Source organism: Anoxybacillus tengchongensis (genome assembly GCF_014201585.1).
Lineage (GTDB): Bacteria > Bacillota > Bacilli > Bacillales > Anoxybacillaceae > Anoxybacillus > Anoxybacillus tengchongensis.
In genome coordinates this window covers 12,116-28,589 of the sequence record NZ_JACHES010000006.1, presented here as the reverse complement: position 1 = coordinate 28,589, position 16,474 = coordinate 12,116, and the positions used below count along the sequence as shown (strand labels likewise).

The following is a 16,474-nucleotide window of genomic DNA, read 5'->3' as shown; positions in this document are numbered from 1 at the left end:
TTTATGATGAGATTTAAACGTCAAGAGCCTTTTCGATATCAGTTCGGTCAACCGCTTCCATGTACGTTTCGCATCACACGTATTGGTGAGCGAGAAGTCGAAACAGATAAAGGAGCAGCTGAAATTCACGATATTAGTCCACGTGGCATTCGACTGGAGACAAATTTAAATTTACCGATCGACTCCGCAAAAGGTGAACTCGAAGTGGAGTTACAGTTTACGATTGTTGATCAACCAATAGCCGTTCGAGGCATTGTGATTTGGAAAAAAGCATACGCAAATGAGTTTCAATATGGCCTTTCATTAGAGATTTCTAAGCAAGAAGAAATGCGACTAATTGGTGAAATTAAAAGACATGCATCGATGTATGCACGGAAAAAAGAAAGTAATTAAATGGAAAAAAGATGTCCACATGGGCATCTTTTTTCTTTAAAAATTGTTTGAAAGCGGTTGACCGACTTGTATATACAGGTTAAAATAAAGACAACAAGTCGACTTGTATATACAAGTTAACAACATTCGTTGCAAACGCTTTAACTAAGGAGGAGTAAATCATGAGAAAATCTGTGGAGCAAATTGTTCAAGCCGTTGGTGGGAAAGAAAATATCATCGCGGCTACACACTGTGTGACGCGTCTTCGTTTTGCGTTAAAAGATGAAGGAAAAGTGGATAAAGAAGCGTTAGAAAACATTGATATTGTTAAAGGTTCATTTTCAGTAAACGGTCAGTTCCAAGTCGTGATCGGACAAGGACTAGTTGATAAAGTGTATAACGAAATGGTTGAAATGACTGGGATTGGTCGTGCAACGAAACAAGATATTAAAGACGCTGCAGAAAAAAAATTAAACCCGCTACAACGGGCAATTAAGACGTTAGCTGATATTTTTATTCCGATTTTACCTGCTATCGTCACAGCTGGTTTATTGATGGGGATTAACAACATTTTAACAGGCCCAGGAATTTTTTATGAAGGAAAATCAATTGTTGATGTTCATAAACAGTGGCGCGATGTTGCTGATATGATTAACTTAATTGCCAACACAGCGTTTGTCTTTTTGCCAGGATTAATCGGGTGGTCAGCGGTAAAAAAATTTGGTGGAAGCGAGTTACTTGGAATTGTACTCGGATTGATGCTCGTTCACCCAGCGTTATTAAATGCATGGGCATACGCTTCCGCTGTTCAAGAAGGAACTGTGCCATATTGGAATTTATTTGGGCTTGACGTTCAAAAAATTGGTTATCAAGGTCAAGTATTACCTATTTTAATTTCATCATATGTGCTAGCGAAATTAGAGCTATTTTTGAAAAAACGTATTCCGGAAGCATTTCAATTGTTACTTGTTGCGCCAATCGCTTTACTTTTAACAGGATTTATTTCTTTCATCGCTATCGGTCCTTTGACATTTGGCATTGCGAATGCTTTAACAGATGGTCTTGTCGCGCTATTTGATCGTTTTGCTGCGTTAGGAGGACTCGTATACGGAGGATTGTACGCTGTTCTCGTTGTCACAGGAATGCACCATACGTTTTTAGCCGTAGACTTACAACTGATCGGTAGTACAGGCGGGACATTTTTATGGCCGATGCTCGCGTTATCAAACATTGCACAAGGCTCAGCAGCATTAGCGATGATGTTTGCAACAAAAGATGAAAAATTAAAAGGTTTATCGTTTACATCAGCTGTATCCGCTTACTTAGGCATTACAGAACCAGCAATGTTTGGTGTAAACTTACGATTCCGCTATCCATTTATTTCGGCCTTAATTGGTTCGGCAACGGCAGGGATTTTTATTACGATCAATAAAGTGCAGGCATCTTCTATTGGTGTTGGTGGACTTCCTGGCTTTTTATCGATCTTCCCTGACAAGTGGGTACCGTTTTTCATCGGTATGGCCATCGTCTTGATCGTTCCATTTACGTTGACATACATTTTGGCAAAAACGAAAGGCGGTAAGTAATATGCATCCATGGTGGAAAACAGCAGTCGTGTATCAAATTTATCCAAAAAGTTTTAAAGATACAAATGGTGACGGAATTGGTGATTTGCAAGGAGTCATTGAAAAACTCGATTATTTAAAAATGCTCGGGGTTGATGCCATCTGGCTCACCCCGATTTATGAGTCGCCTCAGCGTGATAACGGTTATGACATCAGCGACTACCATCGAATTTATGAACCATATGGAACAATGGAAGATTTCGAAAAACTTATTGAAGAAGCACATAAGCGCAATATAAAAATTGTTATGGATATTGTTGTAAACCATACATCAACAGATCATGAATGGTTTAAACAAGCACGTTCATCGAAAGATAACCCGTACCGCCATTTTTATATTTGGAGAGATGAGCCGAACAATTGGCAATCGAAATTCGGAGGTTCCGCTTGGGAGTATGACGAGAAAACAGGACAATATTATTTACATTTGTTCGATGTTACACAAGCGGATTTAAATTGGGAAAACGAAGAAGTACGCAAGCGCGTGTACGATATGATGCATTTTTGGTTACAAAAAGGAGTCGACGGCTTCCGTTTAGATGTTATTAATTTAATTTCAAAAGACCAACGCTTTTTAGATGATGACGGCTCTACTCCATCGGGTGACGGTAGAAAATATTATACAGATGGTCCACGCATTCATGAATATTTGCAAGAAATGAATCGAGAAGTGTTTTCGAAGTACGATATGATGACAGTAGGGGAGATGTCATCAACGACAATTGATCATTGTATTTTATATACAAATCCTAATCGTCATGAACTCAATATGACGTTTAACTTTCACCATTTAAAAGTCGATTACCCAAATGGAGAAAAGTGGGCAGTTGCTGATTTTGACTTTTTGCAATTAAAAAAGATTTTATCAGAATGGCAAGTGAATATGCATAAAGGCGGTGGGTGGAACGCTTTGTTTTGGTGCAATCATGACCAGCCGCGCATCGTCTCTCGTTATGGTGATGATGGGCAGTATCATAAAGAATCTGCAAAAATGTTAGCAACAACGATTCATATGATGCAAGGAACACCTTATATTTATCAAGGTGAAGAAATCGGGATGACAGACCCGAAATTTGAACGAATCGATGACTATCGCGATGTAGAGTCATTGAATATGTATCGTATACTAAAAGGACAAGGGAAAAGCGAACAAGAAGTGTTGCATATTTTACAACGAAAATCACGTGATAATTCGCGAACACCGATGCAATGGAGCGATGAGCCGCATGCAGGCTTTACAACAGGAACGCCTTGGATTTCTGTCGCGAATAACTATAAAGAAATTAATGTTCAACAAGCATTACAAGATCCAACATCTATTTTTTATCATTATCAAAAACTCATTCAGTTGCGTAAACAATATGACATCATTACAACAGGAGACTATGAGCTCATTTTAGAAGATCATCCTTCCATTTTTGCATATATTCGCAATGGAAATGATGAAAAGCTTGTTGTAATTAATAATTTTTACGGACAAGAAACGGTTTTTGAATGGCCAAAACATATGGATATAAGCGAATATACAAGTCAAGTTTTATTATCGAACTACGATGATTCACCAAATGAATTTAAACAAATGACGCTACGCCCGTATGAATCCATTGTTTATTACTTGAAAAAATAATGGTAAAATATTTTTCGGTGATAAACAATGAGTGAAAATAAATACTTATCGATTTACAATGACTTATTATCAAAAATTGAAAAAGGAATTTTTAAACCAGGGATGAAAATTCCTTCTGAACATCAACTTGTTGAACAATATGAAACATCGCGAGAAACGATTCGAAAAGCGCTCAATTTACTTTCAGAGCATGGATATATTCAAAAAATTAAAGGAAAAGGTTCAATTGTATTAGATGTACGTAAATTTGATTTCCCGATTTCTGGGCTAATTAGTTTTAAGGAATTGGCACAGAAGCTTGGAAAGCCATCGCGGACAATTGTTGAGCAGCTTGAAATGATCAAGCCTGATGAAGTGTTAAAAAAACATCTTCATGTCACGGCACGAGAAGATATTTGGAAAGTTGTGCGCGTGCGAGAAATTGAAGGTGAGCGCATTATTTTAGACAAAGACTTTTTTAATAAAAAATTTGTTCCATTTTTGTCTAAAGATATATGTGCGCGGTCCATTTATGAATATTTGGAGAAGGAATTGCAATTAAAAATCAGCTTTGCGAAAAAAGAATTTTTTGTGGAAGAATGCACAGAAGAAGATCGTATGTATTTGCATTTAAAACAATATACACACGTTGTCGTTGTACGAAATTATGTTTATTTAGACGATGCGAGTTTGTTTCAATATACAGAGTCCCGTCATCGTCTTGATAAATTTCGATTCGTTGACTTTGCGCGGCGCATTCATTTGCATTAAAAATGATGGTGCGGTCCCAAAAGAGCGGTCATGCTCCTATCTGGGGCAACATGGAAAAAGAGACCACCACGAAAACCCAGTAAAACCAAGGGGGTTCGGAGGTGGTCTCTTTCACATACTTCAGTGAAATTTCATCAAAAAGGGACTTTTGAGTCAGACCCATTATTTTGCTTCACGATGTAATGTGTGGCGTTTCAAACGTGGGCAATATTTTTTTAATTCAAGTCTTTCAGGGTTGTTGCGCTTATTTTTTGTTGTTATGTAGTTACGATCGCCAGTTTCTGTACATTGTAAAACGACTTTCACACGCATAGGGCACGCTCCTTTCGAAGAAAATAGTAATCATTACGCTTTGTATCGTGATATAAAAAAGCATTTTTGTCAACAATCGTAGCCGGAATGATTCCGACTACGATTGAAGATGCTCTTTCATAAATTGTGGAAGACAGAAGCATTGGTTTAATACATTAGCATTTACGTATTTCGTTTGTTTGGCAAATGTGGTAAGGCGCTCAAATGAAACAGCTTGTTTTGCTCCGAGAGTAAAGCTCCATAGGCCACCAGGATATGTCGGAACAGTAGCCGTATATACGTGAACGTGTGGGAATAAATGACGAATGTTTGTATATGTTTGTTTTAATACGTCCATATGGAAAATTGGTGATTGGCTTTGACAAACCATCATTCCATCTTCTTTGAGTGCTTCATATACACTTTTGTAAAAATCATATTCAAATAATACTTGAGCAGGGCCGATCGGATCAGATGAATCAATAATAATGACATCGTACGTATTTACGCGATCCTTTACAAATTGCACGCCATCTTTATATACATACTGCACACGTGGATCTGAAAGATTTCCCGATACTTCAGGTAAATGTTCTTTACACGCTTGAACAACAAGTTCATCGATTTCGACGAGATGTATTTCTTCTACCTCTTCATATTTCGCCACTTCACGAGCTGCTCCACAATCGCCCCCACCAATAATTAAAACTTTCTTTGGCGACGGATGAAGAGAAAGAGGAACATGTGTAATCATCTCATTGTAAATATGTCCATCAATAGAAGTTGTTTGTACAACTCCATCAAGCACAAGCATTCTTCCAAAGTCGTATGAGTCCAAAATCATTACATGTTGAAATGGTGAACGCTCTGAGTAAACGATCTCTTTAATACGATAACTAATTTTTAAATTTTCACGCTCATCTTCTGTTAACCATAGCTGTCCGTTTTGCTCTTTTATGTAGTTCATAGCTTCCTCCTCTAACAATGTATTTTGCACCTTTTTTATATTAATACATTTGTGCATGAGTTTGCAAAGGATGAGAACAATAGTTGAAAAAATTGCAATAGCCATTTTATTCGCAAACGTTTACAAAAATAAAGTGTTGACAGTTCTTTTAACATTTACACAAACGCATTGAAAAACAGAAAAAAGAGGAGTAGGATAATTGTGAAAAACATCACAAAAGAGAAAGAGAAGTGAGAGAACAATGGAAGCTTTACAGACATGTAAAGAGCTCGCATTAAAGAAGCGATCCATTTTGCAAAAATCACCGCTTCAATACGTGATTCGTGCTGCTTTAGCAGGTATATATATCGGGTTTGCTCTTATTCTTTGTGTCCGTGTTGGCCAATATTTTTATGAGACACATTCACCAGCAACATATTTAGTAAGTGGCATCTTTTTTGGTATCGCCCTTGTTCTTATTATGTACGGAGGAGCAGAACTATTCACCGGAAATACAATGTATTTTACTGTGAGTACGCTTCAAAAAGAAACAACGATCAGAGATACGCTTCTCAACTGGATAATATGTTATAGTGGGAATTTGCTTGGTGCGATTTTCTTTGCCTTTTTAATCGCACAATCAGGTATTTTTCATGATATTTCAATGGACCATTTACTGTTTGCGATTGCACTGAAAAAAATGCACGCAACGACGATACAACTGTTTGTAAAAGGGATTTTATGTAACTGGCTTGTTTGTTTAGCTATTTTTATTCCGATGCAAATGAAAGAAGACATCGCCAAAATATTTGCCATGATTTTAATTGTTTTTGTCTTTTTTGCTTCTGGATATGAACACTCTATTGCAAACTTTGTTATTTTCTCACTTGCTTTAGCTGTTCAACATCCAGATACGATTCATGTGTCAGGAATCATCCATAACATCGTACCTGTAACGCTTGGGAATATCGTTGGAGGCTCATTATTTATGGGCGCGTTATACACGTATCTTTCATCTAATAAACAGTCTACTCCTGCGTGGAAAGGGGCGTTTGGAGTAAGAAAAATATTGAATAAGTAAAAAATAGTCGGGGGATGTTCTCGACTATTTTTTTATTTGTTATAATAGAAGCTATTATTTTATTTTTGTTTAGGGGGAGTTACAATGTATTTTCAACAAAAACATGTCCAAAAGTTTATGGACAAATATAAAGATCGGGCACGGTTACTTATTTCATGTCCAGATCAGCCAGGCATTGTGGCAACTGTTACCACTTTCCTGTATGAACAAGGGGCCAATATTGTCGAGTCGAGTCAATATTCGACAGATCCTGAAGGTGGTACATTTTTTTTACGAATCGAGTTCGACGCTCCGAATATATCGGAACGAAAAGAGGCGATAGAAGAAAAATTTGTAACGATAGCGCAACAGTTTGAAATGAAATGGCGGTTGAGTTTACATACGCATATGAAAAAAGTGGCTATATTTGTTTCTAAAGAAGAGCATTGCTTATTAGAGTTACTATGGGAGTGGCAAGCGGGAGAGTTACTTGCAGATTTTGCACTAGTTATCAGCAATCATGAACACATGAGAGAAATAGTCGAGTCATTTGGCATTCCGTACTATTACATACCTGTGACAAAAGAAACAAAACAGGAAGCCGAAGAAAAACAAATACAGCTGTTAAAGGAATACGACATTGATGTTATTGTGCTTGCTCGTTATATGCAAATTTTATCACCTCATTTTGTTGCGACGTTTCCAGCGCAAATCATTAATATTCATCACTCGTTTTTACCGGCGTTTATTGGCGCTCGGCCGTATGAACAAGCTTATCGACGTGGGGTGAAGTTGATCGGTGCTACTTCTCATTATGTAACAGATGATTTAGATGAAGGACCAATTATCGAACAAGATGTGGAGCGAGTCGATCATAAACATCATGTAGAAGACTTAAAACGAATCGGACGTATGATCGAAAAGACTGTTCTTGTTCGTGCACTAAAGTGGCACTTAGAAGATCGAGTAATTATTCATGAAAATAAAACGATCGTGTTCAGATGAAGAAGAGGGAATCCCTTCTTCTTTTTTTGTAAAAATTTATATAGTAAAACTATGTTCTAAATAAAAACTGAATAAAAATAAAAATGTTCAATTATAATGGAAATCGAGAAGGATTTTTCTTTTTAGTAAAGAATGTGTCATGTGAAAGGAGGAGAAAGGATGAGTGAAAAAAGGAAACCGAGTGGATTTTTATTAAAACAACGTGCATTTTTAAAGTTATATTTAATTACTTTAACTGAGCAAGAACGATTGTATGGATTAAAATTGTTAGATGTGCTTCGTGAAGAGTTTCAACCATTTGGATACCGTCCAAATCATTCAGAGGTATACAAAGCGCTACATGATTTAATCGAAGATGGAATTTTAGAACAAGTAAAAAAGAAAAAAGAAGGAATGAAATATCAAGAGGTCGTTTATTATCGTTTTACTGAGGAAGGATATAAAAAGGCTCAGCTATATAAAAGACAATTAAAAACAGAACTAGATCGTTGTGAAGCGCTTATTCGTAAAGCGATTAAAGATAATTTTAGTTGACAAAAGAATGATATTTCATTTAATATACTGATAAGGGTATATAAAAAGGAGTTGGATGAACATGACATATGACAATCAAGTAAAGAACCGTTTAAAACGGATTGAAGGACAAGTTCGTGGTGTGCTTAAAATGATGGATGAGCAAAAGGATTGTAAAGAAGTAGTTGCCCAGTTGTCAGCTATTCGTAGTGCTGTTGATCGCGCCATCGCGGTTGTTGTAAGTGCTAATTTAGAGCGTTGCATCCGCAAAGATGTAGAAACAGGATCATTAGAAAGCGAAAAACTCATTCAAGAAGCAGTTGAGCTACTCGTCAAAAGTCGATAAAGCCGAGTGGCTCCCTTTTTTATTTGTTTGTTAACATAATATAATTATGTTAAACAGTTCTTTTATTTGTACAAATTCGTTTATTTTTTGTACAATACGTACGTACGAAAACATAGAAAGGAATGACATCATGATTTATACACAATCGTTCACACTTCCTGAAACAATTGAAACGATCGTTAAAAAAAGAAGAGAGATGTTTAAAAGTGAAATAAATGAACAGGTTGAATATACTGCTTACACACCCGCTCATGAGTCTATTATATATGACGCAATTATCGCCTTAGCGTTAGGAAAAAATGTGTTGTTAAAGGGACCGACAGGGTCAGGGAAAACAAAATTAGCAGAAACGTTATCAGCCTTCTTTGGACAGCCGATGCATAGCATCAATTGTTCAATTGATTTAGATGCTGAGGCGATGCTTGGTTTTAAAACCATTCAACAAACAAATGGGCAAGCGATGATTGAATTTATCCCAGGGCCTGTCATTCAAGCGATGACAAAAGGACATCTGTTGTATATTGATGAAATTAATATGGCTAAGCCAGAGACATTACCGATTTTAAATGGAGTACTAGATTATCGAAAAATGATTACAAATCCATTTACGGCTGAAGTTGTCAAAGCAAAACCAACATTTGGTGTTATTGCAGCGATTAATGAAGGATATGTCGGGACGGTTCCTCTAAATGAAGCGTTGAAAAATCGCTTTGTTGTCATTGATGTACCGTACGTTCAAGGGGAGGCATTAAAACGTATTTTACAACAGCAAACGAAGTTAACAAACGAAACGTTATTAAATCGTTTTGTTACATTGTCTGCCGATTTAATTGTTCAAGTGAAGCAAGGATATGTATCAGAGGAAGCAGCATCGATTCGAGCATTAATTGATGCTTGCGATTTGGCGGTGTACATTCCACCACGACGTGCCGTTGAACGAGCGATCGTCGAGAAATTAGAAGACGACAGGGAAAAAGCTGCGGTGCGCAACTTAGCTGAAACGTTGTTTGATGAATGAGGGTGGCTACATGAACCGTTTTATTATGTTTAATGATAAAAAAGTCGATTCTTTTTTGTTTATGGAGCTATCTGATTTAGTGAAAACATTAACAAAAGATGAACAAATGGAACTCGAGTTCGGCTACCAGTCGTATCTTGATCGGCAGCATAAAAAAGTCGTTGTTAGTCATTTTTGGGATAATCGCCCAAAAGAGCAGTACGTATATGGGTTAAAAAGTGATGTATTTTTACGAACGATTGGAAATTTTTATAATACAAATGACAAAGATATTCTTCTTTTTCTTCATCAAATAAAAGCATATGCTATTCCGAGCTTTGCTAAACAGTTGTTTGTATTACTTGAAGATATACGACTGGAAGATATATGTCGGTATGTACGTCCTGGTACAAAAAAAGCGTTTGCTATTCGGAAACATGTATATCGACATTATTTCGAAACACAATGGAATGTAAATATGACAAAAAGTGTTTATACAGATGCGTTGTTTAATTATTTATATTTACTATTAACAGCGGAACAACCTGTACACGATATTTTTCTCCCTGAACGTTTACGTTTAGCTCTCCCATTTGTTGAGCGTGAAATACGAAATGTATATGATGCAAAATCGACCGCGCAAATCGCACGTATTGTACTCACAATACTAGATGTGTTAGATGAATTGTTAGATGCTGATATGCTAAACACGTATTTTCATCTCCCGGAGTATATTTACGTGGAGCAACAAGAAGAGCGGGAGGATATTCGGCGCAAAGATCCATTGAAAAATTATGATGTACTTGATAAAAAGTCGGAAGATGAAAATATTTTTCAAGAGACGATGTATACATGGCATCGTGAAACGAGCGATATGACGAATAGTTTTTTACAGTTTGATCTCGAACAAGGTTCACAGACTGATTTACTTGGGGAAGGGGTTCGGCAAGGAGAAGCGGGAGATCAAGCCCTTGGAATTGTACACGGTTCGTCACAAAAAACGACACGTAATGATTATACACATCTAGAACAACAAGAGCAGCACCAAGGACTTTTTGGGCGTTCAGAGCACGAATACGGAAAAGAAAATCGTTATGTTAAGCCGATATTTGTGGATGCCTTACCACCGACAATCGAACAAATTAAACAGTATGAATGTGACCGCGAAGCTATTGGACCGTATCAAAAAAAATTGACGCAAACAATTGAAAAAGTGCTTGAGCATAAAAAAATACATCCCCGTACAGATTTACATGCAGGGCGTTTAAATAAAAAGCTACTACGCTTTTTTACGGAGGAACATCCGCGTTTATTTTATAAAAAACACGAAACATCTCCGTTGTTAGATGCTGTTTTTGTTTTGCTTGTCGATTGTTCTGCCTCGATGTATGACAAAATGGAAGAAACAAAAAGAGGAATTGTTTTATTCCACGAATCTCTTAAAGCGCTTCGCGTTCCACATAAAGTCGTTGGTTTTTGGGAGGATACGAACGAAGCTACAGCGTCTTATCAACCTAACTATTTTCAAACCGTTATTGATTTTGATGATTCTCTAAGAAAAGATCATGGAGCAAAAATTATGCAATTAGAGCCCCAAGAAGATAACCGCGATGGTTTGGCTATTCGATTAATGACACAAGAGTTACAGAAAAGAAATGAAAAACAAAAATTTTTACTTGTTTTTTCTGATGGAGAACCAGCTGCTTTTGGGTATGATCAAAACGGAATTGTAGATACACACGAAGCAGTGATGGAAGCGAGAAAATTAGGAATTGAGGTAGTGAATGTGTTTTTAGCTAACGGAATGATTACGGAAAGCCAACAAAAAACAATTGAAAACATATATGGGCATTACAGTGTACTCGTTCCAAACGTAGAGCAATTACCAACATTTTTAGCTCCGCTACTAAGAAAGTTATTGTTATACAAATTGTAAAAAACACCCAGCGAAATAGCGGGTGTTTTTATGTTAATCACAAAAAAATTTTTGTTTACAAAAAATTTTTTTGTGAAAAAGATTTTCTTTGAATAGTATGTGAAAAAATAAAGAGATCATTATGATATATGTTTTTGAATAATATATTAAAATAATTTAATTTCAATTTTGTTCCTTTAACGCTGTAAATTGTATTAGTTTTTCTATTTTTTACTATTGACGCATAATTTTAATTTTCAGATAATACTATTACAAGATTAGTAATCTTACTAATTATCTTAATTATTTATTTTTAAGGAGGAAGTGTATGGAGTTCATTAATCAAGTCGTTGGATTTTTAAACAACATTCTCTGGTCTTATGTCATTATCGGTTTGTTGCTTGGTCTCGGTTTGTACTTCACGATCGGGACAAAATTTGCGCAAATCCGTTTGATTGGAGAAATGTTCCGAGTTTTAAAAGAAAAATCTCCTGAAGGAAAAGGGAATACTGAGATTTCTTCACTTCAAGCGTTTTTCATCGGTGCAGCTACACGTATCGGAACAGGTAACGTTGCCGGGGTTGCCATGGCGCTAGCAATCGGTGGTCCGGGAGCGGTATTTTGGATGTGGCTTGTTGCGATTTTAGGTGGGGCGAGCGCGTTTGTCGAAAGCACGTTAGCACAAATTTTTAAAGTGAAAAGCGATGTTGGATTTAAAGGTGGCCCAGGATATTATATGGAAAAACAATTGGGCGCGCGTTGGATGAGCACGATTTTTGCTTTCACAATTATCGCTAGCTTTGGATTAACTTTTAACGCTGTACAAAGTAATACGATTGCCACAGCATTTAAAAACTCATTTAGCTTGAATCCTTATGTAACCGCTTTCCTTTTAGCGGCATTAACAGCGGTAATTATTTTCGGAGGAGTTACACGCATTGCTCGTTTCTCTGAAATTATCGTTCCGATCATGGCGTTTTTCTACATCGGATTAGCATTGTATGTGATGGTGACACACATTACTGAAATTCCAACAGTTATTGCTTTAATTTTCAAAAGTGCTTTCGGTTTAGAACAAGTTGTCGGTGGCGGTATGGGTGCTGCAATTATGATGGGGGTAAAACGCGGATTGTTCTCTAATGAAGCTGGAATGGGTAGTGCGCCGAACGCAGCAGCAACTGCAACTGTATCACATCCGGCGAAACAAGGATTTATCCAAGCGTTAGGGGTATTTTTCGATACATTGCTTGTATGTAGTGCCACAGCATTTATCATTTTATTATCAGATACGTATAAAACAGGTGAACTTGTGGGAATTGAATTAACACAAGCAGCGCTTTCTGAACACTTCGGTTCTTGGGCAGGCATTTTCTTATCGGCAGCTATTTTCATGTTCGCTTTCAGTTCAATTATCGGAAGTTATTACTATGGTGAAGCAAACATTGAATTTATTAGCAAAGGAAAAACAGCATTATTCGTTTACCGTGTACTAGCAATTGGAATGGTTATTTTCGGAGCGCTTGCTAGCTTGCAAATTGTTTGGGATTTAGCTGACTTAGCAATGGCGCTTATGGCGTTAACCAACTTGGTAGCGATCGGTTTACTTGGTCGTATTGCATTTAAAGCACTTGATGATTACATGGCAAAACGGAAACGCGGAGAAGAACCAGTGTTTTACGCTGACGATATCGAAGGATTAAAAGGCGTTGAATGCTGGCCGACTCGTCAAGAAGCACAAGTGAAAAAAGCTGTTGGTAAATAAGTTGAAAAACAAGCCTAAAAGATCTTTTAGGCTTGTTTTTTTACAAACTGCATTGTAAAAGTTTACAATATTGTAACAGTTTCAAGCTTTTTTGTAATACAGATCTGCATTATAATAATAAACGAAATGGATATATAAGATATATAAGTAAGAAATAATAAAATGGAAGGAGGATGTGTATGAAACAGTACATTTTCATTTTTAGCACACACCATCAACAACCAGTCTTATGGGAAGAAGTTATTATTGCAAATGGAATGATGGATGCGTGTATAAAAGCGAAAAAATTATGTCGCCAATATGAACATGAAAAACAAATCCCGATCCGCGTTCAGTACAAAGGTGTTCGCTATTGTAATGAAGATATTGCATAGGCGACATAAGAGGCATAAGAAAGGACGGATCATCTAGTGTTTGTTTCATCATGATACACCGCAGCTGGGTTGCTAACATATTGATAAACAGCCGCGGTTTATATTTTTTCTTATGTCTCAAAAATAAAAGTTTACTTATTTTATGAGATTCGTTTTGTTTAACTTCCTATAATTTATGTTATGTAAACTTAAAAATGAACATGAAAAAAGGCAGGTTTTATTCTGCCCTCTTGTTATTCAGCTTTGGAAAAATAGTATAAAAACCAAACGGCGTGATTTTGTTCATCAGCCGCTGCACGGCGAAATACTTTCTTTATATACGGATTCGTTGTATAATCTGCCATTTCTAAATAAAAATCGACGGTTTGTTGTTCGTCTTGCAACGCCAATTCTAGTCCGCTTTTATAATCATTTGGGCATCTTTCAATCATCTTCGGTTGAGGACGTCTTCCGGTCAAACTCATATAAATATACTCGAACTGCTGGAAATGTTTAATTTCATCCTGTCGAATTTCAAGAATTTGTTTTCTGATATTTTCTTCTTTTGCCAAATTAGCTAATGTTGCATAACAATGAATCGCACTATACTCCCCATTAATGGCTTTTTCAAGGTCTTTTATAAACCTTATATTGTTTTGTTCATTCATGATGAAAGCCCCCCTGTTTTTCCTCATTCTATCGTATGAGCCATTAATGAATGGGTGCATGTTCTTTTCTTATTTTCAAACCTCTCCCCTTTCCGCTATACTGAACAAGTAGTCTTGTGTTTAGGAGGAAAATATAAAATGAAATCACTCGTTCTTGCCGAAAAGCCGAGCGTGGCAAGGGAAATTGCTCGCGTGCTGGGCTGTCGGGAGCAACATAAACATTACTTTGAAGGACCGAAATATATCGTCACATGGGCGCTTGGTCATTTGATTGAGCTGAAAATGCCAGAGCATTATAACCAAGCATATAAAACGTGGCGAATAGAAGATTTGCCGATTATCCCAGAAAAAATGGGCCTCAACATCATTCGACAAACAAGCCATCAATTTCGCGCTATCGAAGCACTAGCAAAACGACAAGACATTAAAAACTGCATCATCGCTACCGACGCTGGACGGGAAGGCGAACTCGTCGCACGGTGGATTTTAAAAAATATCCAATGGAAAAAACCGCTCCTTCGCCTTTGGATTTCGTCTCAAACCGATCAAGCGATTCGCGACGGGTTTCAACATTTAAAACCAGGAAAACAATTTGATCGCTTATATGAATCAGCTGTTTGCCGTGCAGAAGCAGATTGGCTGATTGGATTAAATGTGACGAGAGCGTTAACGACCAAATACAATGAACCCCTTTCCGCAGGTCGTGTCCAAACGCCGACGCTTGCGATGATAATGGAGCGGGAAAAAGAAATTCAGTCGTTTAAACCGGTGCCATATTGGACCATTCATGCGAACATTGGATCTGTGGCCGCCACTTTAGAGCGAAACGGAGAAAAGCGAATATTTTCGAAAGAAACAGCGGAACAGCTATATGAAAAACTAAAAAACAAGCAAGCAACCGTTATTTCTGTCGAACGAAAAGCAAAAAAAGAAGCGCAACCACTCCCTTACGACTTAACCGAATTACAGCAGGAAGCAAACAAGCGATTTGGCTTTTCCGCGAAAAAAACGTTAAGCGTGTTACAACGGCTATATGAGCAGCATAAACTCGTCACCTATCCGCGCACCGATTCGCGCTACTTAACGATCGATATGGAAAACACGATGTTTGATCGACTAGAGGCAATGAAATCTGGGGATGTAGACGAAATTGCTCCGCTTTTAAAACACAAAGGGAAGGTAGTAGCTCGACGGGTATTTGATAATGAAAAAGTAACAGACCATCATGCGATTATTCCGACGGAAGAGCGACTTGATATCGATAAGCTTTCTGCCGATGAACGAAAACTATATGACTTAATTGCTCGTCGCTTTTTAGCTCTTTTTTATCCAGCTTGCGAATACGAAACGATTCATGTTGTTTTTGATATCGCTAACGAAGCATTTGTCGCACGCGACACACGAGTAGTGAACGCAGGGTTTCGTCGCGTTTTAGAAAAGCAAGAGGAGAAAGAGGCTTTCCCTACTTTTACGAAAGGGCAAACGGTTTCTGTTCGGTTAGAGAAAAAAGAGGCGCTAACAGAACCTCCCCTTCGCTACTCGGAAGCCGATCTTTTGTCACAAATGGAAAAATACGGGCTAGGTACACCAGCGACGCGCGCCGACATTATTGAACGCCTCGTCGAAACAGAAGCAGTCGAGCGAAAAAACGGGCGGTTTTATCCGACACTGAAAGGAAAACAATTAATTGAACTTGTAAATGAGGAATTAAAATCGCCACAGTTGACGGCAAAGTGGGAAAAAGAATTAGAAGCAATCGCCCGCGGAAACGGTGACCCGAAAGCTTTCCTTCAAAACATCCGCAAGCAAACGGAGCGGTTGGTAGCGGAAATAAAACGAAGTGAACGAACGTATCGCGCTCATAATTTAACTGGCTCGATGTGTCCAGAGTGCGGGTCGTTTTTAAAAGAACGGTCGACAAAGGAAGGACGCATGCTCGTATGCTCGAATATGGCATGCCGATTCCGAAAACGAAAAGATCCAAAGCTTTCTAACCGACGCTGTCCACAATGTAAAAAGCGGATGGAAATTCATGAAGGAAAAGCAGGTGTCTACTTTCAATGCCGCCCTTGTAATGTCATCGAAAAAGCCGAAGAACAGAAAAAAGCGAAACTCGGATATAAGGAACGAGCGTTACTGAAAAAATATAGTGCTGACAATGATTCGTTTGGCACGAGTTTAGGTGATTTGTTAAAGCAAGCGTTAAATAAGAAAGAAAAGTAAAGCCGCTTCCATCTGGAAGTG

16 protein-coding genes are annotated in these 16,474 nt (G+C 37.6%); 13 read left to right on the top strand and 3 right to left on the bottom strand.

Annotated features, from left to right (window positions below):
* The first annotated feature begins 6 nt into the window (after positions 1-6).
* The 4 genes from HNQ82_RS07915 (at position 7) to treR (ending at position 4,374) form a co-directional block, all read left to right on the top strand.
* A complete protein-coding gene (locus tag HNQ82_RS07915) occupies positions 7-393 on the top strand; it encodes a PilZ domain-containing protein (protein WP_246348946.1) in 387 nt (128 codons plus the stop codon).
* Between the two features lie 161 nt (positions 394-554).
* Positions 555-1,958, top strand: a complete 1,404-nt coding sequence (treP, locus tag HNQ82_RS07910) for a PTS system trehalose-specific EIIBC component (protein WP_183248651.1) — start codon at positions 555-557, stop codon at positions 1,956-1,958.
* Position 1,959: 1 nt separating this feature from the next.
* Entirely contained in the window at positions 1,960-3,624 is a 1,665-nt protein-coding gene (gene treC, locus HNQ82_RS07905; protein ID WP_183248649.1) for an alpha,alpha-phosphotrehalase, read from the top strand.
* Between the two features lie 27 nt (positions 3,625-3,651).
* Positions 3,652-4,374 carry a trehalose operon repressor gene (treR, locus tag HNQ82_RS07900; protein ID WP_183248647.1) on the top strand — a complete coding sequence of 241 codons (723 nt, stop codon included), beginning with the start codon at positions 3,652-3,654 and terminating at the stop codon, positions 4,372-4,374.
* A 162-nt stretch (positions 4,375-4,536) separates the two neighbouring features.
* Here the strand turns inward: treR and rpmG are convergent, their stop codons facing one another.
* Both rpmG and speE read right to left on the bottom strand, forming a co-directional pair.
* Positions 4,537-4,686, bottom strand: coding sequence for a 50S ribosomal protein L33 (rpmG, locus tag HNQ82_RS07895; protein ID WP_183248645.1), 150 nt, complete (start codon positions 4,684-4,686; stop codon positions 4,537-4,539).
* A gap of 97 nt (positions 4,687-4,783) precedes the next feature.
* Positions 4,784-5,632 carry a polyamine aminopropyltransferase gene (gene speE, locus HNQ82_RS07890; protein ID WP_183248643.1) on the bottom strand — a complete coding sequence of 283 codons (849 nt, stop codon included), beginning with the start codon at positions 5,630-5,632 and terminating at the stop codon, positions 4,784-4,786.
* A 241-nt stretch (positions 5,633-5,873) separates the two neighbouring features.
* On the opposite strand from speE, the gene HNQ82_RS07885 reads away from it, so the two are divergent.
* The 8 genes from HNQ82_RS07885 to HNQ82_RS07850 all read left to right on the top strand — a co-directional run bounded on the left by HNQ82_RS07885 (position 5,874) and on the right by HNQ82_RS07850 (position 13,583).
* Positions 5,874-6,692, top strand: a complete 819-nt coding sequence (locus tag HNQ82_RS07885) for a formate/nitrite transporter family protein (RefSeq protein ID WP_183248641.1) — start codon at positions 5,874-5,876, stop codon at positions 6,690-6,692.
* A gap of 84 nt (positions 6,693-6,776) precedes the next feature.
* A complete protein-coding gene (purU, locus tag HNQ82_RS07880) occupies positions 6,777-7,676 on the top strand; it encodes a formyltetrahydrofolate deformylase (protein ID WP_183248639.1) in 900 nt (299 codons plus the stop codon).
* Positions 7,677-7,835: 159 nt separating this feature from the next.
* Entirely contained in the window at positions 7,836-8,210 is a 375-nt protein-coding gene (locus HNQ82_RS07875) for a replication termination protein (RefSeq protein WP_003397201.1), read from the top strand.
* 61 nt (positions 8,211-8,271) lie between these two features.
* Positions 8,272-8,535, top strand: a complete 264-nt coding sequence (locus HNQ82_RS07870; protein WP_043966402.1) for a metal-sensitive transcriptional regulator — start codon at positions 8,272-8,274, stop codon at positions 8,533-8,535.
* A gap of 130 nt (positions 8,536-8,665) precedes the next feature.
* Positions 8,666-9,553 carry an AAA family ATPase gene (locus HNQ82_RS07865; RefSeq protein WP_183248638.1) on the top strand — a complete coding sequence of 296 codons (888 nt, stop codon included), beginning with the start codon at positions 8,666-8,668 and terminating at the stop codon, positions 9,551-9,553.
* 10 nt (positions 9,554-9,563) lie between these two features.
* Complete coding sequence (locus tag HNQ82_RS07860; RefSeq protein WP_183248635.1) at positions 9,564-11,468, top strand: vWA domain-containing protein; 1,905 nt, start codon at positions 9,564-9,566, stop codon at positions 11,466-11,468.
* A 307-nt stretch (positions 11,469-11,775) separates the two neighbouring features.
* On the top strand, positions 11,776-13,209 hold the full coding sequence (locus tag HNQ82_RS07855; RefSeq protein ID WP_183248633.1) for an alanine/glycine:cation symporter family protein: 1,434 nt from the start codon (positions 11,776-11,778) through the stop codon (positions 13,207-13,209).
* Between the two features lie 179 nt (positions 13,210-13,388).
* Positions 13,389-13,583, top strand: a complete 195-nt coding sequence (locus HNQ82_RS07850; protein ID WP_183248631.1) for a hypothetical protein — start codon at positions 13,389-13,391, stop codon at positions 13,581-13,583.
* Positions 13,584-13,816: 233 nt separating this feature from the next.
* On the opposite strand, the gene HNQ82_RS07845 is transcribed toward HNQ82_RS07850, so the two are convergent.
* On the bottom strand, positions 13,817-14,230 hold the full coding sequence (locus HNQ82_RS07845; RefSeq protein ID WP_246348945.1) for a ferritin-like domain-containing protein: 414 nt from the start codon (positions 14,228-14,230) through the stop codon (positions 13,817-13,819).
* A 138-nt stretch (positions 14,231-14,368) separates the two neighbouring features.
* Between HNQ82_RS07845 and HNQ82_RS07840 the strand changes: the two genes are divergently transcribed.
* Positions 14,369-16,453, top strand: a complete 2,085-nt coding sequence (locus HNQ82_RS07840; RefSeq protein ID WP_183248627.1) for a DNA topoisomerase III — start codon at positions 14,369-14,371, stop codon at positions 16,451-16,453.
* The last annotated feature ends 21 nt before the right edge of the window (positions 16,454-16,474 follow it).